Below are 21924 nucleotides of genomic sequence, written 5' to 3' on the forward strand. Positions count from 1 at the left end.
CAGGCGTTGGCGGGCCGCGCTCCAAGGGTTTTGGCGGGGCGTCGGAGGGCTGAAATATTGTCGAATTTATGATCCGGGGCAGTTTGGTAAGGGCATTGGCTTGTGTATGCTCCGTCGACGTTTCGGGCTCATGCTCATCATTATAAGAACAAGAACATTGCCTATGACCCTCAGCATCGACCTGTCGGGCCCCACGGTGGAGCCGCGGGTCATCCGCAAGCAGTACGCCATGGAAATGGCGGTCGAACGCACGCGCCTGCTTTATCAGGGGTCACTGCTGCCCACGTTATTCATGTTGATCAATGGTCTGGTCTGCGCCGGTTTGCTCTGGAGCCCGCAGCGCTATTTCCTGGTCAGCGTCTGGATGGTGTGGCTGCTGTCGCTGGTGGCGTTGCGGGTGATTCAAGTCGCGGCCTTCGATTCGGCGATTCCCAACCGCCAGGCACATCCGATCTGGCGCCGCATGTTTTTGCTCGGCTCTGGCCTTACCGGCCTGACCCTGGCCGGTGCCGGTATTGCGTTGGTGCCCGCCGACAATTTCATGCAGCAAGCGTGGGTGTTCGGCCTGATCGGCGCCGCCGCACTTTCCGCCAGTGTTGCCTACGCGGTCAGCCTGCCGGCATTCCTGTCCTTTACCTTGCCCTGCCTGTTACCGGCCATTGCCTATTTATTCTGGGGCGGCGACGCACAGGATCATGGCTGGGGCTGGTTCGGCCTGATTTTGTTGGGCGCGCTCAGCGTGATTGCCTGGCAGGTCAATCGGTTGATCGACAGCGGATTGCTGCGTCGTTTTCAGAATCAGGCGCTGATCGAGCATTTACAGCAAGCGCAAAGCTGTAGCGATCAGCTCAATCACGAGTTAGCCAAAGAGATCGATCACCGTCGATGCGCCGAAGAAAAACTGCGTGAAGCCCAGGTCGAGCTGGAAAACCGTGTTGCCCAGCGCAGCCTGGAGCTCGACGTCGCCAACCAGGCCTTGAGCAAGAGTGAAGCGCGACTGGCGTTGGCGTTGAAGGCCAGCGAACTCGGGCTGTGGGACTGGAACCTGCAAACCGATGAAGTCCATCACACGCAGATCCAGGAATTGTTCGGCCTCGCGCCGGAATATGTGACAGCCATGCTTCGCCACCTTCGCCCGCGGTTGCACCCCGAAGACCTGCCGGCGCTGAAGCGCGCGTTGATCGAGCATTTGAAAGGCCGCAGTGAGGATTACCAGATCGAATACCGCGTGCGGCATGGCGACGGTCACTGGGTCTGGATCGAGGACCGTGGCCGGGCTGTCGAGCGAAGCAAAACGGGTCGGGTGATCCGCATGGTCGGCACCCGTCGCGACATCAGCGCGAGCAAAGTCCAGGAAGAACAACGCCAACTGGCGGCAACCGTGTTCGAAGCCGCCAGCGAAGGCATCGTGATTTTCGACCCCGATTACGCCTTGATCGCCGTCAATCAGGCCTTCAGTCGAGTCACCGGTTATGACATCGACGACATGCTGGGGCGCAACGTCGTCGAACTCCCCTGCAGTCGCGATGCTCGCCGCCACTACGGCGCTATCCATCAGGCGCTGGAGCAGCACGGGACATGGCAAGGCGAATTGGTCGAGACCCGTAAAAACGGCGAGCTCTATCCGCAATGGTTGCAACTGAACGCAGTTCGCGATTCCCGAGGAAATGTCAGCCATATTGTCGGCTTCTTCGCCGATCTATCGGCTCGCCGCGAATCCGAAGAACGCATGCGCTACTTGACCCACTATGACGAACTGACGGGCCTGGCAAATCGCTCGTTGTTCCGGGAACGGTTGCGCGAGGCCCATCAGCGGGTGCGCCAGGGCGGACGTAGCCTGGCGTTGCTGCACATCAACCTGGACCGTTTCAAACTGCTCAATGACAGCCTCGGGCATGACGTCGCCGACCAACTGCTGCAGAAAATGTCCCGGCGCCTGGTCAACGCACTGCCAGAGGCCGACACGATCGCCAGGCTTTCCGGCGACGAATTTGCGGTGCTGTTTGATACCTACGGCAACCTGTCGAGCCTGGCGCGGGTGGCGACGCGGTTGTCGACCAAGTTGCGTTTGCCGGTCTCCGTCGATGGCCATGAACTGGTGATCAGTGCGTCCATGGGCATCAGTATGTTGCCGGACAACGCGCGGGAAATTTCTGCGTTGGTCAGTCAGTCGAACATGGCCATGCAGCACGCTAAACACTTGGGCGGCGACAACTTCCAGTTTTATACCGAAAGCCTGCAAGCCAGCACCCTGGAGCGTTTGCAGCTGGAAAACCAGCTGCGCAAAGCCATCGAAGAAAAGCAGCTGAAAGTCTTTTACCAACCCAAACTTTGCCTCGCCACGGGCCACTTGAACGCCGCCGAAGCGCTGGTGCGCTGGGATCATCCGACCATGGGGCGGGTGCCGCCGGGGGACTTTATCGGTCTGGCCGAGGAAACCGGGCTGATCGGCCCAATCGGCGAGTTCGTGCTGCGCCAGGCTTGCTGGCAAGCCTGCGAGTGGCAGCGGCAGGGGCTGGAGCCGATCCGGGTGTCGGTCAACCTGTCGGTGCATCAATTGCGTCAGGGCAAACTGGTCAGCCTGGTGCGCCAAGTATTGGAAGAAACCGGCCTGGCGCCGCACTACCTGGAGCTGGAACTGACCGAAAGCCAGTTGCTGGACAGCGTCGAGCACATCATTGCGACCTTCCAGCAGCTGCGGGATCTGGGGGTGAAGTTGGCGATCGACGATTTTGGCACCGGGTATTCGTCCCTGAGCTACCTCAAACGAATTCCGGTGGACTACGTGAAGATCGATCAGGCGTTTATCCGTGGGTTGGGGGAGGGCACTGTGGATGCGGCCATTACCCGGGCGATCATTGCGATGGCGCATGGTTTGTCGCTGAAAGTGGTGGCCGAAGGCGTGGAGCGGCAAGAGCAGCTGGAGTTTTTGAAAGCCGAGTGCTGCGATGAAGTGCAAGGCTATTTGATCAGTCGGCCCGTTGAGGCTGATGAACTGGCCAAGCTGTTACAAAAGGACGCGAACCCCTCGTAGGGGCTACATGGAGCGTATGAGGCGTGGAATGGGGGCATCGAGTTACGCATTGAGCAGGCAAAAAGCGAATTCTTGTAGTATAACTACAAGCTTGCTACATCCCCGGCAACTGCCAATAACAAAGAGTCCAGCCCTTTGAATCTGCTGCAACACATCGCCCAGTCACGCCACCTCTTACGCAAGTCGGAGCTCAAGGTCGCCGACCACGTGCTGCTTGATCCTGCGGCGGTGATGCACAGCTCCATGGCCGACCTGGCCCACAGCGTCGGCATCAGCGAGCCGACCATCGTGCGCTTTTGTCGCGCCATCGGTTGTTCCGGTTTTCAGGATCTGAAACTCAAACTGGCGCAGAGCCTGGCCGCCGGTGCCAGCTTCGGTCAGTTTGCCATCCATGAAGACGATTCCGTTGCCGACTACAGCCTGAAAATCTTCGACACCACCCTGCACACCTTGATGGAGGTTCGCGAGAAACTCGATCCGGTGGAGTTGCAGCGGGCGGTCTCGCTCATGTCCCAGGCCCAGCGCGTCGAGTTCTATGGCTTTGGCGCATCGGGTGCAGTGGCGGCCGATGCCCAGCACAAATTCTTTCGTTTGCTGCTGACCGCGGCGGCGTACTCCGACCCGCACATGCAAGCGATGTCGGCCGTGACGTTGAAGCCGACTGATGTGGCGATCTGTATTTCCCAGTCCGGGCGCTCCAAGGATTTGCTGATCACGGCCAACCTGGTGCGTGAAAGTGGCGCCTCGCTGATCACCTTGTGCCCGAGCCAGACGCCGCTGGCCGAGCTCTCGACCGTCAACCTGGCGATCGATGTGCATGAAGACACCGAAATCTATACCCCGCTGACCTCGCGTATCGCTCACCTGGTGGTGATCGACGTGCTGGCGATGGGCGTGGCCATGGCGCGCGGCCCGAGCCTGGTCAATCACCTCAAGAGCGTCAAGCGCAGCCTTCGCAGCCTGCGGCTGTCGCCCAAGTCGGTGAAAGCGCTGGATGATTGATTCTGCTGGAATTGTGGCGAGGGGGCTTGCCCCCGTTCGGCTGCACAGCAGCCGCAAAGATTTTGGGGCCGCTTCGCGACCCAACGGGGCGATGCGGCGTTCCGACAAGCCCCCTCACCACACAGTAACCTTCATCTCTCTGTAACCCACCCGCCGCCAAACCGTCATCCCCCGCGCCTATCTTGAAACTCCCGTAATCGCCTTGGGAGACTCGAAATGGCCCAGCCCTACGAAGAACGCAACAGCGCTGCCAAAACCCGTCGTCAGCAAGAAGATCAGCGTCGCATGGAATTCCGTCGCGCCATTGAAGATCGCTGCGAACGTCGCCAACTGCTGGCCGAGATCGGTGATTTTCCAGAGCTGGAACTCAATTACTGGCAGGCGGCACCGACAACTTCCCGTCGAAACGCTCAACCAGCGCGCTGATCTGCACCCGCTCACTGCGGATAAACGCAAGGAATGCGTGCGCCACGGGTGACAGCCTTTTTGCCTTGGCTTGCACCAGGCACCAGCTGCGGTAGAGCGGCAACTCTTCGACCGGCAATTCAATCAAGCCGCCGGTCGCCAACTCAAGGTTCAGGGCGTGACGCGTCAACAGCGCTACGCCCAGACCCGCCAGTACACATTCACGCTGGGCTTCGGCTGATGAGACCTCCTGGGTCTGGTTGAAGTGCACACGCTTCTCCTTGAAATACTCTTCGCACGCCAGTCGCGTCCCGGAACCGGATTCGCGCATCAGCAGGGTGTAGGGCTCAAGGTCTTGCAGGCGCAGTGGCCCCATGTGGCACAGCGGATGATCCGGTGGTGCAACCGCGACAATCGGGTTGTTGAGGAACGGCAGGAATTCCAGCCCCATGTCTTGCGGCACCATCGACATGATCACCAGGTCATCGCGGTTATCGGACAGACGACGAATCACTTGGCCCCGATTGACGACCGTCAGTTGCAGATTGACCTCGGGATGCTGGCGCTTGAACGCGGCAAACAGGTGCGGCACGAAATACTTGGCGCTGGACTCCACCGCCAGTTTCAGCTGTCCTTGCAGAGAGCCCTGCATGTCCGAAAGCTGCATGTCGAGGTTTTCCAGGCGCCCGAAAATATCCCGGCTGGCGCGCTGGAGTGCTTCGGCGGCCTCAGTCATGTAGAGTTTTTTGCCGACGTAATCGAACAAGGGCTGACCAATCAGCTCTTCAAGTTGCCTGATCTGTAGGCTGACGGCCGGTTGTGTGAGCGACATTTCGTCGGCTGCCCGACTGTAGGACCGCAAATCACAGACTTCATTGAAAATCTGCAATTGACGCAATGTCATACGCATCAATGACTTACGCATTATCTAGTCGCTCTCGGCACGGGCTGATGCCACGACTATAAGTCTTTACTTATGCCTAACCCAATAATTATTCATTTTTGTTAATCCCTTACGAGGGCTAGTGTGGGCCTGCGACTGAATTGAAACATTTGGTCACGCGTCGACCTGGTCTAGCAGGTCGTGGTTACCACCGGCTCAAGGGAACCTCCAAAAGTGATAAAAAAGATCCTGATCGCCAACCGTGGTGAGATTGCCGTACGAATCGTGCGTGCCTGCGCCGAGATGGGCATTCGCTCGGTCGCGATCTATTCCGACGCCGACCGTCATGCCTTGCATGTGAAGCGCGCGGACGAGGCCCACAGCATTGGTGCCGAGCCACTGGCCGGTTACCTGAATGCGCGAAAACTGGTGAACCTGGCCGTGGAAACCGGTTGTGATGCGTTGCATCCCGGCTACGGATTTCTCTCGGAAAACGCTGAACTGGCTGATATCTGCGCAGAGCGCGGCATCAAGTTCATTGGTCCATCGGCTGAAGTCATTCGCCGCATGGGCGACAAGACTGAAGCCCGCCGCAGCATGATCAAGGCCGGCGTGCCGGTCACGCCGGGCACCGAAGGCAACGTCGCGGACATCGCCGAAGCCTTGCTCGAAGGCGACCGCATTGGTTACCCGGTGATGCTCAAGGCAACCTCCGGTGGTGGTGGTCGTGGTATCCGTCGCTGCGACAGCCGCGCAGAACTCGAACAGGCTTTCCCTCGCGTGATCTCGGAAGCCACCAAGGCATTTGGTTCGGCGGAAGTGTTCCTGGAAAAGTGCATCGTCAATCCAAAGCACATCGAAGCGCAGATTCTCGGCGACAGCTTTGGCAACGTGGTGCACCTGTTCGAGCGTGATTGCTCGATCCAGCGCCGCAACCAGAAACTGATCGAGATCGCCCCGAGCCCGCAACTGACCCCTGAACAGCGCGCCTACATCGGCGACCTGTCGGTGCGTGCAGCCAAGGCCGTGGGTTACGAGAACGCCGGCACCGTGGAGTTCCTGCTCGCCGAGGGCGAGGTGTACTTCATGGAGATGAACACCCGGGTGCAGGTGGAACACACCATCACCGAAGAAATCACCGGCATCGACATCGTGCGTGAGCAGATCCGCATCGCGTCCGGCCTGCCGCTCTCGGTGAAACAGGAAGACATCCAGCACCGCGGTTTCGCGTTGCAGTTCCGGATCAACGCCGAAGACCCGAAAAACAACTTCCTGCCGAGCTTCGGCAAGATCACCCGTTACTACGCGCCCGGCGGTCCCGGCGTGCGGACCGACACGGCGATCTACACCGGTTACACCATTCCACCGTTCTACGATTCGATGTGCCTGAAACTGGTGGTGTGGGCGCTGACCTGGGAAGAGGCGATGGACCGTGGCTTGCGTGCCCTCGATGACATGCGTCTGCAAGGGGTCAAGACCACCGCCGCGTACTACCAGGAAATCCTGCGTAACCCGGAATTCCGTAGCGGCCAGTTCAACACCAGCTTCGTTGAAAGCCACCCTGAACTGACCAACTACTCGATCAAGCGCAAACCCGAAGAGCTGGCCCTGGCCATCGCTGCCGCCATCGCCGCCCACGCAGGCCTGTGAGGAATATAACAATGACCAAGAAGATTCACGTAACCGACACCATCCTGCGCGACGCCCATCAATCGCTGCTCGCTACCCGCATGCGCACCGAAGACATGCTGCCGATCTGCGACAAGCTCGACAAAGTCGGCTACTGGTCGCTGGAATGCTGGGGCGGCGCGACGTTCGACGCCTGTGTACGTTTCCTCAAGGAAGATCCGTGGGAGCGTCTGCGCCAACTGCGCGCGGCGCTGCCTAACACACGCCTGCAAATGCTCCTGCGCGGCCAGAACCTGCTGGGCTACCGCCATTACAGCGACGACGTGGTCAAAGCTTTCGTCGCCAAGGCCGCGGTCAACGGCATCGACGTGTTCCGCATCTTCGACGCCATGAACGACGTGCGTAACCTGCGCACGGCCATCGAGGCAGTAAAAGCAGCCGGCAAACACGCTCAAGGCACCATCGCTTACACCACCAGCCCGGTGCACACCATCGACGCTTTCGTGGCGCAAGCCCGACAAATGGAAGCCATGGGTTGCGACTCGGTGGCGATCAAGGACATGGCCGGCCTGCTGACGCCATACGCCACGGGCGAACTGGTCAAGGCGTTGAAATCCGAGCAGTCGCTGCCAGTGTTCATTCACTCGCACGATACCTCTGGCATGGCCACCATGTGCCAACTGAAGGCTATCGAAAACGGCGCCGATCACATCGACACCGCGATCTCCAGCTTCGCATCCGGCACTAGCCACCCAGGCACCGAATCGATGGTCGCCGCCCTTAAAGGCACCGAATTCGACACCGGCCTTAACCTGGAACTGCTGCAAGAGATCGGCCTGTACTTCTACGCCGTGCGCAAGAAGTACCACCAGTTCGAAAGCGAATTCACCGCCGTCGACACCCGTGTCCAAGTCAACCAGGTACCGGGCGGGATGATTTCCAACCTGGCCAACCAGTTGAAAGAGCAGGGCGCGCTGAATCGCATGAGCGAAGTGCTCGCTGAAATCCCGCGCGTTCGCGAAGACCTCGGCTTCCCGCCGCTGGTAACCCCGACCTCGCAAATCGTTGGCACCCAGGCGTTCTTCAACGTGTTGGCTGGCGAGCGCTACAAGACCATCACCAACGAAGTGAAGCTCTACCTGCAGGGCGGCTACGGCAAGGCGCCGGGCACCGTGAACGAACAACTGCGTCGCCAGGCCATTGGCAGCGAAGAAGTGATCGACGTGCGTCCAGCCGATCTGCTCAAACCGGAAATGTCCAAACTGCGTGCTGAAATTGGCGCCGTGGCCAAGTCCGAAGAAGACGTGCTGACCTATGCGATGTTCCCGGATATCGGCCGCAAGTTCCTCGAAGAACGCGCTGCCGGCACCCTGACACCTGAAGTACTCCTGCCGATTCCCGAAGCCGGCGGCGTGGCCTCGGTCGGTGGCGAAGGCGTGCCGACCGAGTTCGTCATCGACGTCCACGGCGAAACCTACCGCGTCGACATCACCGGTGTCGGCGTCAAGGCCGAAGGTAAGCGTCACTTCTACCTGTCCATCGACGGCATGCCGGAAGAAGTGGTGTTCGAACCGCTCAACGAATTCGTCAGCGGCGGCAGCAGCAAGCGCAAGCAAGCCACCGCGCAAGGCCACGTCAGCACCACCATGCCGGGCAACATCGTCGATGTGCTGGTCAAGGAAGGCGACACTGTGAAAGCAGGGCAAGCCGTGCTGATCACCGAAGCGATGAAGATGGAAACCGAAGTCCAATCGGCCATCGCTGGCAAAGTCACCGCCATCCACGTGGCCAAGGGCGATCGGGTGAATCCGGGCGAAATCCTGATCGAGATCGAAGGCTGATTTAACAGCCTCGATACAACGCTTTAAACCTCGGGGGGGCATGTGCTCCCCTTTTTTTTGCCGCGTATTTGTGACGATTAGAAATTCATCCGCCATTGGCCGGTGACGCCATGACTCCGGCTTTCCGTGCCGACGTCCCCGTTAAGACTGACGCCCAAGGTATGTCTGGCTGACAATCCCAGGTCCAGCCCTGCATCGACGCTCAGGTTGTTACGGTCCAGTAGCGCACCGGAAACGGTGTAGTTTCGACCGCCCGTTGCCAGTTGTTGGCGAGTGTCGCTGGTGACATCACCGTAGGTGTGTTTCCAACTGGCACTGAATCGCGGCGTCAGTTGCATGCCGTTGTCCAGCGCATTGGTTTTCGCTGCGCGCAGACCGAACGTGCTGCTCAGGTTGTTCTGGGTCTGGCCGTGAACTTTCAACGCCGCTGCACCACCTTTTTCCGTGTAGGTGTCACGCTGATAGCGTTCGTAGCCAAGGCTGGCGAACGGTTCGATGCTGACATTGGCTCGCCCCAGGTTGTAACCCACTTCAGCGAAGGCTTGTTGGGTGTTGGCGTCGTAACGGCCTTCAGGGCGATCGCTGAAACCATTGAAGGCCACCCGGCGCTTGGTGTTGCCGTCGTGATTGCCATAGGTCGCGCCCACTCGCAGCGACATGGGGCCGTTCTGGCGCAGGGCGTAGGCGCCCAGATACCAGCTGTCGAGACCGCCATCGAGGTCGCGACTGTCGAGGCGTGTTTCGGCTTTACCGCCCATCACACCGATACGCCATTCATCATCGATGCCCCAATCGGCGCCCAGGACCAAGCCTTGGGTGGAGTGTTTCAGTGGCTCAAAGTCACGGTCCAGTGTGCCGCCATGCCCTAACGCTTGAAGCCAGACCCGGCCATTGTCTTCGCTACCCGCTGCCAGGCTTGGTGCGTTCCTGCGGTTGCTGCCTTTGTTGTAGGTGCTGGTGCTGCCCGGTTGGCGCATGGCCGAGAGCACGGTAGTGCCCACCGGGCTGGCGCTGGCGAGCGTTGCCTTGGCGAGGTTGGCGGTACTGCCGCCGGCCAGTTGTTCAATGGCCTGAGCTGCGGTTGTTTTATCGCTACCCAGCAGCGCCACGACTGCGGCATTTGCAGTGTGCGATGGCGAAGGTGCTGCGGCGCCGGGAGTTGTCGCTTGTGAGGTTGAGGCGGTGACGGGGGTACCGATGTTCTCGGCGGGATTCAGGGGCGCAGCAATTGGGGCGGTATCGTCCGGTGACGTCTGAGTTGGTTCAACGCCCCTTGGCTCCTCAAGACTTCCTCCAAATTGCCGTCCGTTTTCTGAGTCCGCGACGCTCTCGATAGGCACATCGTTTCGAATCAAGACCAGATCGACTGTCCTCTCACTGTATTGGACATCGGGTTCCAAAAAGGCAAGGTTGTTGATCACGTTGCCAAATTTGCCTTCGACGTTATTGGCCACAAGAATGCTGTTTTCGCTGACTAACGGGTAGTTACCGGGCGCTGCAACAATGTTCAGTGTGGCGCCACCGAGAATGGCGGTGCCATCGACTAATATCGTTTCACTTTTGCGATCGGCGCTGACCTCGTAGAGCAGTTCGGCAGTATTGGAAAGCTTCAGGTCACCCTTAACTTTTGGCGCGCCGTGGGATTCGCCCACCGAAAATTTTCCGTTTACCTCCAGCGAACCCGTGCGACCTCTACCCGCAAAAGCCCCTTTCTCGTGAATAAACACGTCGCCTTCGATCGCCCCAGAGTTACTCAGGGTGCCACCTGATAGCACCGTCACCCCGCCGCCAATCCTGCCGTTATTGACGAGAGTACCCTGGGTCAACGCACCTCCCCGGATGTCACTCTCGTTTACCAGTGTTGCTTTGGGGCGTACCAAGGCACCTGCGGTGAAATCACCACTGGAACCGTTCAAGGTCCAGGTGCTTCGTTTGAGCTCCAGGCCGTCGAAATTGCGGCTGTCGCCTAACGTGCCACCGCTCGCTGTATCGAGTTGTAGAAAATTGGTGCCACCACCACCGTCAACCCATCCGGTGATACTCCCGCGACGGGACAAAGTGACCAGATCATTGTCATCGCTGAACGTTCGATTGATACCGTCCTCTGCGTTGCCGATAGTGGTCTTTTTGGTGTCAGGGTCTTTGATGAATGCATCGAGCGCTGCCAAGACCTGATCTGGCGTTTCAAGCGCAGGGAGAGTGCTTTCGGCAGGACTTTGTTGGGCAAAAATTTCAGTGCAACCCAACGCAAGCGCAATGGCTAGCGCCAGATGATGTGGTCGGTATTTGTGTTGAACAGACATTGAATTTGGCCTCAATTGAAAGGAGACCAAACTCTAAGGAGAGCGCTTCGATACCGATGTCAGCCCGTTCCGGAGGGTTTGCAGGTGGCGTCAGAAGCTCGATGCAGAAAATCCGCCGCTGGTGGGACGCAGCGGTTTTTAACGCTTGGGACCGATGACCTTTTCCTACGATAAATCGAGACGCTTCCCGCAACACCCTCTCAGAAACTCATCTGCCATTGTCCGATCAACCCGTGGTTACGGCTGTTGTTGCCGATCTCGCCGCTATAGCCGATGCCCACCGAGTGGCGAGCCGAAATGCCCAGATCCAAACCAGCCTCCAGCACCAGGCTGTCTCGATCCAGCGAGCTGCCATCCACACTGAACGCCGTGCCACCTACCACAAACGCCTGACGTGTCGAACTGCTGACATCGCCATAGGTGTGCTTCCAGCCGGCGGTCATGCGTGGGGTCAGGCTCATGCCATTGTCCAGAGTATTCAGATGCGCCAGGCGCAGGCCAAAAGTGCTGTTGAAGTTGTCTTGGGTTTGTTCGTCGACTTGAAGCGAGGCAGAACCGCCTTTTTCCTGATAGCTGTCGCGGTGATAACGCTGGTAGCCAAGACTGGCGAAGGGTTCGGCGCTGAGACGGCCGCTGCCCATTGCATAGCCGAACTCGGCGAAGGCCTGTTGGCTATCGGCGTCGTAATCGCCTTTCGGTCGGTCGCTGAAGCCGTTGAAGGCAACGGTGCGTTTGCTTTCACCCTGGTGACCGCTGTACGCCGCACCGAGGCGCAAGGCGAACGGGCCGCTTTGACGTGATGCATAGACGCCGGCGTGCCAGCTTTCGACATTGCCATCGACACCCGTGGCGTCAAGATCTGTCTTCGAGTAACCGCCAAGCACCCCCAGGCGCCAGTGCGGATTGAGCGCCCAATCGACCCCGAGCACGCTGCCTTTGGTGCGTTGCTCCAAACCGCTGCTGCCATGCTCGCCATCGAGCTTGCCGTAACCGCCAATGGCTTGCAGCCACAGCCGACCCTCGGCGTTGGGATCATTGAGGTTGCGGGCTTCGAGCGGTACGCCGTTGGCGGCCAGTACCGGGGTGTCACCTTGATCGAGGCCGACCAGCAATCCCGAACCGCCGCCCATTTGTTGCATCGCCGACAGCATGCTGCTGCCGATCTGGCTGCTGGCTCCGAGCGTCGCGCTGGTCAGGTTGGCGTTGCTGGCGCCGGACAGTTGCTCGATCGCGTTGCCAGCCGTGGCGTTGGTGGTGTTGAGCAAGGCGTTGTAGAGCGCGTTGTTGTTGCCCATCGACGCCAGGCTGTTGGCGGCGTTGCTGCTGTTGTTGGTCACCGCGAATTCGTTGAAGGCGACATCGTTGCGGGTGTAGGTCAGGTCGATCTGGGTCGGCGTGTAAGCGAGCGTTGGCGTGAGGAACGCGTAGTCGCTGGTGACCTTGCCGAAGCTGCCGCTGATGCTTGCGGCTTGCAGCACGGTGTATCGGCTTTGCCACGGATACGTGCCGCTGCCGGGATTCACTGCCAGGGTGGCGCCATTCAGAGTGGCCACGCCACCGACCTTGATCGGCGCGCTGCTACCCTCTGCGTTGACGCCATAAGCCAGGGTGGAGCCACTGCCCATGGTCAGGTCATGGGTGATGGTCGCAATGCCGAGTTGGGTATTGGTGCGCAAGGTCCCGTTGACCTGCAAATTACCCACCGAACCGCCGCCGGCATACACACCGCCTGCATCGACGGTCACGGTCCCGGCGATTACGCCCTGGTTGATCAGCGTGGCGCCGTTGCGTATAGCGCCGCCGTCGCTGAAATCACCGGTGCCGGTCAAGGTCCAGGCACCTTGCTTGACCTCCAGCCATTCGAAGTTGCGGCTCGAGCCGAAGCTGCCTCCCCGCGCATCGTCCATCAGCACGCGGTCGTAACCGCTGCCGCCGTCGACCCCACCGACAAAACGGCTGCCATTGCGCAAAGTCAGGCTGTCGTTGCCGCCGCCCAGGTCCAGCGCCAGGCCGTTGCTGCCGCTGATCGTGCCGCCGTTGATCACGCTGTCATTGAACTCGCCGACAAATTTCACGCCGAACCCATCGAGGCCTTGAATCGTGCCGAAGTTTTCCAGCGTGGTTGCCGCCACGCCCGAACCGCCGCTGCCATCGTCCACCAGAATCGCGCTGTTGGCGCCGCTGATCAGCGCCCCGTTGGCGTTCAATACATAACCGCCGCCCAAGGCGATGCCTTCACTGCCGTTGGCGAAACCACCCTTGTCCACACCGCCCGCGCCCACACCTTGAACGGTGCCGTAGTTTTCGATGTGCGCGAGTTTGTCGATGTCCACGCCATCGCCGTCACCGTTCGGTTGCAGGCCCGAGTAAGCGCCGGTGATGGTGCCGTGGTTGATCACTGTGCCGTCGCCATCGGAGCCATACCCCGAGCCGTTGCGACCGGTGACTGTCCCGTAGTTGAGGAGCGTGGCGCCGAGGTCGGTGGTGATGCCGTGACGGCCACCGGAAATGCTGCCGTAGTTGGTCACTGTCACGCCGGTTGCAGTGTCGATATCGATACCGTCGAATTTCTCGTCAGCAGTGTGCGAGTCGCCGGTGGAAATCTCGCCGTAGTTGGTAATCGTCGCGTTGGCGCCGGTCTTCATACCGTCGCTGGCATCCCCGCGAATCAACCCGCCCGCGCGGTTGATGATCGTCGTTTTGATGCCCGCGCTGCGCAATGCATCCAGATCCAGCCCTTGCCCGGTGGTGGAGCGGATGATGCCGCTGTTGTCGATCAACAGACTGCCGCTGGCGAAGTTGCTGTCGATGCGCAGCGCGTCGTTGAAGCCAAGGATTTGCCCGCCAGCGCGGTTGTAAATGCTGTAGTTGCGCGCTTGCGTCAGGTCGCCGCTGCTGTCGATCGCCCGGCCGCCAGTGGAAATAATCTTGCCTGCGTTATCGATCACCACGCCGACGCCGCTGGTGCCGTCCTTCAGGCTCACCGTCTTGCCAGCGTTGGTGATGCTGCCCGGCGCCGAAATCTTCAACGTGTCGCTGCCGCCCAGCGTTTGCGCTGTCGTGGTGGGCGTGTCGATCTGCACGTTTTTGAAGGGGACGGCGAGGGTGTCGGTGCTGATCAGCAAAGCGATGCTGAACGCGAGGCGCTGGGGCGAGAAGGGCATGAGGGGACAGCCTTTTTGTTATAAGCGGGCTGTGTTGTATAGCGGATGGTTTTTACAGAATGATGTCTGGTGACAAATGCATTCTTTTGCGTTTTTTCGGGAGATGGAGACATCTGTAGGCAATTAAATGCAAATTTAGGGTTTTTGGTTCAGGCGTACACGCAATTTGTGGCAAGGCAGCAAGCTCCCTCGCCACAAATCGTCAGCGCTTACCCGCGGCACTCGGCAAGCGTTTTCACCTGCCCCGACCCCGTCTGATTCTCATCGCTCAACCAGCGCTCAAACCCCGCGCCAATCGCCGGCCATTCCGAGTCCAGAATCGAATACCACGCGGTATCGCGGTTCTGTCCCTTCACCACCATGTGCTGACGGAACACCCCCTCAAAACTGAAGCCCAGACGCTCGGCCGCGTATTTGGAGCGGGCGTTGCCGTTATTGCATTTCCACTCCAGGCGCCGGTAGCCCAGGGCAAAGGATTCCTTGGCCAGCAAGTAAACGGCCTCGGTGCTTTTCGGCGAACGCTGCATCGGTGCGCCGAAGGTGACGTGGCCGATTTCGATGCGACCTTGGGCCGGGACGATCGACATCAGACTCAGGAGGCCCTGTACATCACCGCTGGCACGGTCGATCACGCTGAAGAAATACGGATCGCTATTGGCCGCATGGTTGTTCAGCCAATCGTTGAACGCGCTACGTTCCGGGAAAGGCCCGTACGGCAAATAGTCCCAGAGTTTCGGATCGGCGCCGGGGCCTTGCAAGGCCTTGAACAGACCCTCGGCATGACGGGCCGGGTCGAGTTTTTCCAGGCGAATGAAGCGCCCTTCGAGGGTTTGAGCGGTGGGCGCCGGGACGCCTTTCCAGTCCGCGAGTGATGTCGACATGTTGTTCTCCTTGAACCTTAAAGGGCTTTGCGAAACTGGATGTAACCGGGGCGTTCGGCGATGCGCTCGTAGAGCTGGATCGCGGTGGCGTTGGTTTCGTGGGTCAGCCAGTGGACTTTGCAGCAACCATCCGCTTTGGCGGTGGCATAGACGAACTCGATCAGTTTGCGGCCAACGCCGGTGCCGCGGGTGTCTGGCGCTACCAGCAGGTCTTGAAGGTAGCAGGAATTTTCGATGCTCCAGTTCGATCGATGGTAAATGAAGTTCACCATGCCGACCGCTTTGCCATCGCTCCACGCCAACGCCGAATGCGTCGTTTCAGTCGGGTCGAGCATGCGTTGCCAGGTGCTGTCAGTGACCGCCTCGGGCAATTCGGTGTTGTAGAAGCGCAGGTAGGCTTGCCACAGCGGCAGCCAGGCGGCGTGATCGTCGGCGCTGACCGGGCGGATTTCAATCTGACTCATGTTCATGTCCTTAACGCATCAAGTGGGCGAGGGCCTGATCGTGCACATCGGGGCTGGAGACAAGCCCCTCGCGCACACCGGCGATGTCTTCGGCGCTGCGGTTCTGGCTGAGTTTGCGTTTGCCTTCCAGGCGCTGGATCGGCAGGGCAAACCCGACGATCGCCTTGAGCATGCCGTCGATGTAATCAGCGGGAGCATCGGCGACCTTCCAAGGCAGGGCTCGGCCGGCTTCGTGACGATCAGTCAACGCGCTGACCAGGTTGAGCAAGCGCTCGGCATCGGTGAACACGTCGGCGGTGCCGTAAGCGTGTACCGCGACGTAGTTCCAGGTCGGCACGACTTTGCCGTGCTCGGCTTTGCTCGGATAAAACCCCGGGCTGACGTAAGCGTCGGCACCGGCAAAGATCACCAGCGCTTCAGCGCCGCTCTGCAATTCCTTCCACTGCGGATTGGCCCGGGCGAAGTGGCCGTAGAGGGTGCCATTCGGGCCTTCGTCAGGTTTGAACAGCAGCGGCAGATGGCTGGCTTGCAGGCCTTGATCGCCGTGGGTAACCACCATGGCGAGGCGGGTGACGAGGAGCTGCTGGCGCAGGTCATCCAAATCTTTGATGGCAAAGCTGCTGGGGTTGTACATGGAAATATCCCTTGGCGAATGCCTCCATCCTAGGCAGGCTATTGGTCTGTTGTAAGAGCCATTAATGACCAATTTCACAGGTCCATTGCCATGACCGATGCGCCGCTTTCCTTGTCGTTCAACCCTGCCGGTATCGAACTGGATCGCCGTCAGGGCCTGAGTCGTCAGCTCTACCAAGCCTTGCGCGTGCGCGTGCTGGACGGACGACTGGCCAGCGGCACGCGATTACCGGCCAGTCGCGATCTGGCAGCGGCACTGGCGATTTCTCGCAACAGCGTGGTGCGAGCCTACGATCAGCTCTATGCCGAAGGCTTTATCGAAGGGCGTGTGGGTGACGGGACTTACGTTGCTCAACTGCCCCAGGCCTCGATCCCTGCCAAAAAATTATCCACAAAAGTATCCACAGGGTTGTCAACAGGGTTACCCACAGCCTTATCCACAAATTGGCTGGATTTACCTGTGGTTTCATCCAGTAAAGTTATCCACAGCGGTGCGTTGGGGCGCGTTGAAAAGAACCATTTGGCCCTGCCGCCGAGTGGGCCGCCGCGTGCATTTCGGGTGGGTGTCCCGGCATTTGATCTGTTTCCTTTCGAGGTCTGGGCCAAGCTGAATGCGGCTTTCTGGCGTAAACCGGATTTACAGCAGCTGTGTTATGGCGATCCGGCGGGTGATGAGCGTCTACGTGGAATGATTGCCGCGTATTTGCGCAGTTCACGCGGCATGCAGTGTTCGGCTGAGCAAATAGTGATCACCAGTGGCGCGCAGCAGGGGATTAGCCTTTGTGCACAGCTGTTGGTAGAGCCCGGCGATGGGGTGGCGATCGAGAATCCGGGGTATCGGGCGGCGGGTCATGCGTTCGCCGTGGCGGGTGCGCGACTGCACGGGGTGGCGGTGGACAGCGAGGGGATTAATTGCCGCGAATTGGCAGCGATCGAGGCGTGTCGCCTGGCGTATGTCACGCCGTCGCATCAATACCCGACCGGGGTGGTGATGAGCCTGGCGCGACGTCTGGAATTGCTGGCCTGGGCCGAGCGCACTCAGGGCTGGATTGTCGAGGATGACTACGATGGCGAATACCGTTACAGCGGCGCGCCATTGGCGCCGTTGGCGGCACTCGACCGACAGGGGCGGGTTTTGTACGTCGGGACGTTTGGCAAAGTCGCCTTCCCGGCGCTGCGCCTGGGTTACCTGGTGTTGCCGCCAACGCTGGTTCAGGCGTTCTCGCAACGGCGGGCGGTGGACGTCCGGCATTCCGAGGTCAGTACCCAAGTGGTCATGGCCGAGTTCATGGCCGCCGGGCATTTCCAGCGGCATATTCGCCGCATGCGCCGGGCGGCCCTGAGTCGGCGTAATACCGTACTGGCCGGTTGGCCGCAGAACATTCCCGGCATCGGCAGTCTGCCGAGTGTCGCGGCAGGGCTGCATCTGACGGTGGCGGTCGACTCACGGGCCCGCGAGCGCGAGCTGGTGGAACAGGCGGCGAGCGTCGACGTCGAGATCAATGCCCTGAGCGGCTATTGGCTGCCGGATTCGACAACACCTATGGACCAGCGCGCGGGTCTGGTCCTCGGTTTCGCGGCGGTGCCCGAGGCGGCCATCAGCGCCGCGCTCGGGCGGCTGGAACAGGTCTGGCGTCCTTAGCTGGCTGCTGCGGTGTTTGCCTGGGGTTCCAGGTCCAGGAACAGTTTTCGTAGCGCAGGATCCTCTAACTTTCTGAACACCCCATCGATGGGTTCGAAGGTGGTCAACGCTTGTTGCTGGTCCAGCGGCAGCGTTTTCAGGTAGTCATCTGAAACTTTCAAATGGGCCGCGGTGGGTGCATTCGCCGGACTCGACAGCGTCTCGTAATGGAAATGCGCTACCCACAACGGCTGATTGCGGGTCTTGTCGACAATCCGGTACTCCTGGAAATAGTCGCCGAGCCCTCGGGTCTGGATACGCCCTCGTCTGTCGCGACTGAGGTCGAGCTGGCCGTTTTCATGCATCCATTTGAAAGTGCTCTGGGTCGGTTTGCGCCGGGTGTAAAGATCGGCGCGAACGGTCACACCTTCTTTGCGCAGACGACTGGCCCCATCACGTAACTCGCGGCTCAGCGTGGCAACCGGAAAAGAGAATGCGTTGTCTTTCCTGCCGTTGATCACGGCTTGATCGACGCTGCTGGCCGCTTGCTCAAGTTTCAAGGCCTGCTGATCGAACACATCCTGAAGATCGGCCGGGATGCGCCTTGGGCGCAACGCGTCCTTACGGGTGCGTTCGATGAATGGGGCCGTGTCCAGGTTCAGCTCGATGCCGGCCTCGATCGTTCCGGCGTCATCCAGCACTGGAGCGGGTTGCTGATAAACGGCGGGGGTAAACGACCTGAGCGGATCTTCCGTGGTTTTTTCCGGTTCGTTTTTATCGGGATCGCGGGGCCGGGTCTTGCGTACTTTGATCAGTTGTCGTGACGAACTCGGTTGCATTCGTTGTACAACAGGCTGCGTGGGCAAGGGTTCCGGCTCGGGCAGCAACGCCTGTAACCGGTTTTGTGCGAGCTGCGCGAATTCGTCGATGAGCGATTGCACATGATCGAGCCTGGTTTGTTTGACCAGTCCAGGGTACGTGCCAGGCAATTCCTGAATGCGCTGATCAGCGTCGGCAAATGTCTCCACGAGACTGTTCAATTCCTCGATTTGCGCCTGCACATCGGAATGTTCGCCTTCGCCTTTCATCAGGTCCGCCATGTGAATCGCCGCCTTCGCGGCGCTCATTGCAATATGCCCCACCGCGGCTCGAGCCTGCTGCATCAGGGGGCTGGCCTGTTCATCGAGGCACAGCTCCTGCGACATGCCGATCTCGTTGGCCTTGATATCCAGCACGGTAAAGGCAGGCGCGAGTTTTCTGATTTGCATGGCGCGCTCAATGCCAGGGCGTCCCGCTACGTGCATGTCCTCGAGTGTCGACGAAAACAGGGTCAGCCTTTCAATCATCTCCTCACCGATGTCTGATGCCTTCTGCACATTGTCGACGAGCGATTGCCTGGCAACGGGTTCGTTTTCGTTGCCTTGGGTCAGGACACGGGTGGCCTGACTGTATTCGGATCGTTTCAGCACAAACCACAAGGACAGATTCTTCTCCAGCACCACGCTCATGCGAAGCAAGTCTTCCCGGTAGTTTTCCGTCCCCCCGAGGGTGCGCCATTCGCGTAGTTGTTCGAGTGCCTGGCGATACTCGTCGATCGTTTTATCCAGTTTTTCCATGTACATCGTCGTCCGCTGATCGTAGTTTCCGGCGTTGGCCTGCGTGATGCCGTCATGTAACGTTTTCAGCTCGGTTTCCTTGGTGTTTTCCTGGCTTTTGAAGGCGCTCAGGATCTCCCCCAACGTGTCTTTGCGCTGTTCGTCAGCTGCTTCCTGATGGCGGCTGACCGCATTTCCGGCCCCGCCTCGCAACCGCAGACGCAGGTCGAGCACCCATTGCCCGTGGCCGTTATCCCTCAGCATCGGACCGTTTCGTTCCGGCTGATCCGGGTAAACGATATGGATTTCATCGTCGCCTTTGACGTCGACGTAAAACCACCGATCACCCACCTGTGCGTAGTTGCGGAAGTTATGTTGGTAAAAATGCGGAGGGGCTTCTTTAACTTTCGTCACGTTGGCGCTGGCAATATCCGGAGCCGTGACTGTGAGCGTGTCCAGGTAAGCGCCCAGAGCGGTCGGTGTTCGGCGTGGAACCGAGCCGGTCAGCTCCAGGGAGGAAAGGTGACTGGGTGGAAGGTCCGGAGGCAGCGGGACGGGATTGAGCGTGACGGCGACGGCCTCATGGGGTTCTGGCGATTTTCGCTTCGGCACCTGTTCGATCCGGGGCTTGCTCGAAAGCCTCCTGCGTCGCATCACGGCGTGATGGCTGAGAATAATGCCGATCGCCAGCAGAATGTCCGACACCGACGTCCATTCGATGAAGCGGTCATCCTGGTCATGGGCGTCGAGTGCCTGTTGAATCTGGTTGATGGTTTGCCAGACCCAGACGGCTGTGCCGACCGCACCGCTAAGAACATTCGAAGCGACGTTGAAGAGCGCCCAGCCGCTGTCCTTCAACACACTCCAGCGTCGTTCGGCGTTGGATCGCGATTGTCGGTCGGCGAGGTTGACCAGCATCCGCGCATTGCTTTTGAACAGCGCAGACAGAATGTCGCCGGTGACCTCGACGCTTTCGAAAACCACACGCCCGAACTTGTCTGCGCGCTGCAATGGATTGACGATCTGTTCCGCGATCAGCCACGGCGAGGGCAGTCCGGTGGGAAATACAGACTGGGCATATTCAAAGCTCAGGTGTTTGTCGGGCAACCACGCCAGCACCGTATCCCTGAGGTCACCGGGTTGGTGCAGCGCATATAAAAGGTTTTGCCTTGAGGGGAATTGCAGCAGAGGTGCATCGAGCATTGGCCGATAGAGCAGGCAAGGCCCGCTGTGTGCATTTCGTGGGCTTATGATGAACATGTTGTCCACGGTGTCGCTGCTGCTGACCAAGCGATGTTGCGGCGTCATTGTGAGCGGGTAGAGGGCGACGGTACTGGTGGCGACCTCGGGATCGAGCAGCTCGCAGACGTAGCGGTATCCGCGTTCGTCCACACCGGTTTCAGGCTTGAATCTGGCTTCTAATGCCTGCAGTGGCAGCAAAATGCGTAATTGATCGCGATAGAAGTTTTCCTGGCGTCGGGAGGCGATCGGGTCCTCCAGCAACGTGGGTTTGATCAGTTCGGGGTAAGCCTTGCCGATGTCCACTCGCGCTGACACGGTGGTGAGAAATTCAACGGTCAGCCAATCCGGAACGGTCTCCCCGTCCTTGAAAAATACGGTCGCCATGTAGGGCGCCTGGTTCTCCAGCGCGAAGTCGGCCAGCGTTTCAATGCGTTGGTCGAAGGGGTTGGGGAGGGTGAAATTGTCGGCGGTAAAACTGTGGGTGATTTTGATCCGCAGATCATCCAGTGGAAGATTCGCGGCACCGACCGCCCGTGGATCCGCGATGATCGCTTCACGCATCAGCCGCTGGGCATAGTCGGTGACGGACGGGATCTCAGTGTTGGCCAATTGGCTGTCCGGTTGACGGTACAACTTGCCCAGTGCACTGATGTAACGGCCGTAATCTTGAATGTCCTGGGAGGCGGCGCTGCGCAACCAGTCGGGAATTGCGCTGTTCAATTGCAGGAATCGTGCTTTTTCGTTGGGGTCGAGTCCGGTTTCGGGTTCGGCTTCATCTGCCGGGGCCTCAATAAACCGCAAGGAGTCAATGGCATCCATTTGCGAGGAGACCAACGCCCACGCCATGTGGTCGAAGATGTTGCCTTCCGGCTCGTAAAACCGCCACGTCAGATCGCGTCCTGACCGTTGTTCTGCCAGGCGTGCGGGAAGCGAGTTACCCAATTCTTCCATTGAACTGAACGACTCATACGCGCGCTCGATGGTGTACATCACCAGCAATGGGCGCTTGCGAAATGTGGCCTTGAGCACCAGCGCACCGCCGATCAACAGATGTTGGGTGATGTCATTCTCGACGGTATCGATATCGAGAAGGCACGCCTGAATGGCGGAAAATTCTCTGTTTACATTTTTACGGGTGGTTTTGTCCGGGGCGTTGAACACTTCCCGGGCCATCGCGCATTCATCGGTGTCCCAGCCTTTGACCTTCTGCACGTTCAACGCCTTGCG

13 protein-coding genes are annotated in these 21924 nt (G+C 59.5%); 6 read left to right on the plus strand and 7 right to left on the minus strand.

Annotation, left to right across the window (positions count from 1 at the left end):
- The first annotated feature begins 163 nt into the window (after nt 1-163).
- The 3 genes from D882_RS0127880 to D882_RS0127890 all read left to right on the plus strand — a co-directional run bounded on the left by D882_RS0127880 (nt 164) and on the right by D882_RS0127890 (nt 4462).
- Complete coding sequence (locus D882_RS0127880) at nt 164-3034, plus strand: EAL domain-containing protein (RefSeq protein WP_027926270.1); 2871 nt, start codon at nt 164-166, stop codon at nt 3032-3034.
- A gap of 135 nt (nt 3035-3169) precedes the next feature.
- Nucleotides 3170-4036 carry a transcriptional regulator HexR gene (gene hexR, locus D882_RS0127885; protein ID WP_008027445.1) on the plus strand — a complete coding sequence of 289 codons (867 nt, stop codon included), beginning with the start codon at nt 3170-3172 and terminating at the stop codon, nt 4034-4036.
- A 216-nt stretch (nt 4037-4252) separates the two neighbouring features.
- Nucleotides 4253-4462: a PA3496 family putative envelope integrity protein gene (locus tag D882_RS0127890; RefSeq protein WP_027926271.1), complete on the plus strand. Its 210-nt coding sequence runs from the start codon at nt 4253-4255 to the stop codon at nt 4460-4462.
- On the opposite strand, the gene D882_RS0127895 is transcribed toward D882_RS0127890, so the two are convergent.
- Nucleotides 4404-5366: a LysR family transcriptional regulator gene (locus D882_RS0127895; RefSeq protein WP_027926272.1), complete on the minus strand. Its 963-nt coding sequence runs from the start codon at nt 5364-5366 to the stop codon at nt 4404-4406. The two genes, D882_RS0127890 and D882_RS0127895, sit on opposite strands and share 59 nt — an antisense overlap.
- A 192-nt stretch (nt 5367-5558) precedes the next feature.
- Between D882_RS0127895 and D882_RS0127900 the strand changes: the two genes are divergently transcribed.
- Nucleotides 5559-6974, plus strand: a complete 1416-nt coding sequence (locus D882_RS0127900; RefSeq protein WP_027926273.1) for an acetyl-CoA carboxylase biotin carboxylase subunit — start codon at nt 5559-5561, stop codon at nt 6972-6974.
- 11 nt (nt 6975-6985) lie between these two features.
- Nucleotides 6986-8794 (plus strand): sodium-extruding oxaloacetate decarboxylase subunit alpha, encoded by a 1809-nt coding sequence (gene oadA, locus D882_RS0127905; protein WP_027926274.1) that lies wholly within the window; start codon nt 6986-6988, stop codon nt 8792-8794.
- Between the two features lie 77 nt (nt 8795-8871).
- Here oadA and D882_RS0127910 read toward each other — a convergent pair whose 3' ends face one another.
- The 5 genes from D882_RS0127910 to D882_RS0127930 all read right to left on the minus strand — a co-directional run bounded on the left by D882_RS0127910 (nt 8872) and on the right by D882_RS0127930 (nt 16240).
- Nucleotides 8872-11097 (minus strand): autotransporter outer membrane beta-barrel domain-containing protein, encoded by a 2226-nt coding sequence (locus D882_RS0127910; protein WP_027926275.1) that lies wholly within the window; start codon nt 11095-11097, stop codon nt 8872-8874.
- A gap of 200 nt (nt 11098-11297) precedes the next feature.
- The gene (locus D882_RS0127915) at nt 11298-14261 is read right to left on the minus strand and encodes an autotransporter domain-containing protein (RefSeq protein ID WP_027926276.1); all 2964 of its coding nucleotides are present in this window, start codon (nt 14259-14261) and stop codon (nt 11298-11300) included.
- A gap of 209 nt (nt 14262-14470) precedes the next feature.
- On the minus strand, nt 14471-15142 hold the full coding sequence (locus tag D882_RS0127920) for a GNAT family N-acetyltransferase (RefSeq protein WP_027926277.1): 672 nt from the start codon (nt 15140-15142) through the stop codon (nt 14471-14473).
- Nucleotides 15143-15159: 17 nt separating this feature from the next.
- Complete coding sequence (locus D882_RS0127925; protein WP_027926278.1) at nt 15160-15606, minus strand: GNAT family N-acetyltransferase; 447 nt, start codon at nt 15604-15606, stop codon at nt 15160-15162.
- 10 nt (nt 15607-15616) lie between these two features.
- A complete protein-coding gene (locus tag D882_RS0127930) occupies nt 15617-16240 on the minus strand; it encodes an FMN-binding negative transcriptional regulator (protein WP_027926279.1) in 624 nt (207 codons plus the stop codon).
- A gap of 90 nt (nt 16241-16330) precedes the next feature.
- Here D882_RS0127930 and D882_RS0127935 point away from each other — a divergent pair, with 90 nt between their 5' ends.
- Nucleotides 16331-17881, plus strand: a complete 1551-nt coding sequence (locus D882_RS0127935; RefSeq protein WP_027926280.1) for a PLP-dependent aminotransferase family protein — start codon at nt 16331-16333, stop codon at nt 17879-17881.
- Here the strand turns inward: D882_RS0127935 and D882_RS0127940 are convergent.
- Nucleotides 17878-21858, minus strand: a complete 3981-nt coding sequence (locus D882_RS0127940; protein WP_177327631.1) for a dermonecrotic toxin domain-containing protein — start codon at nt 21856-21858, stop codon at nt 17878-17880. The two genes, D882_RS0127935 and D882_RS0127940, sit on opposite strands and share 4 nt — an antisense overlap.
- Between the last annotated feature and the right edge of the window lie 66 nt (nt 21859-21924).

The sequence above is a fragment of the Pseudomonas sp. URMO17WK12:I12 genome, assembly GCF_000514395.1.
GTDB lineage: Bacteria > Pseudomonadota > Gammaproteobacteria > Pseudomonadales > Pseudomonadaceae > Aquipseudomonas > Aquipseudomonas mucoides.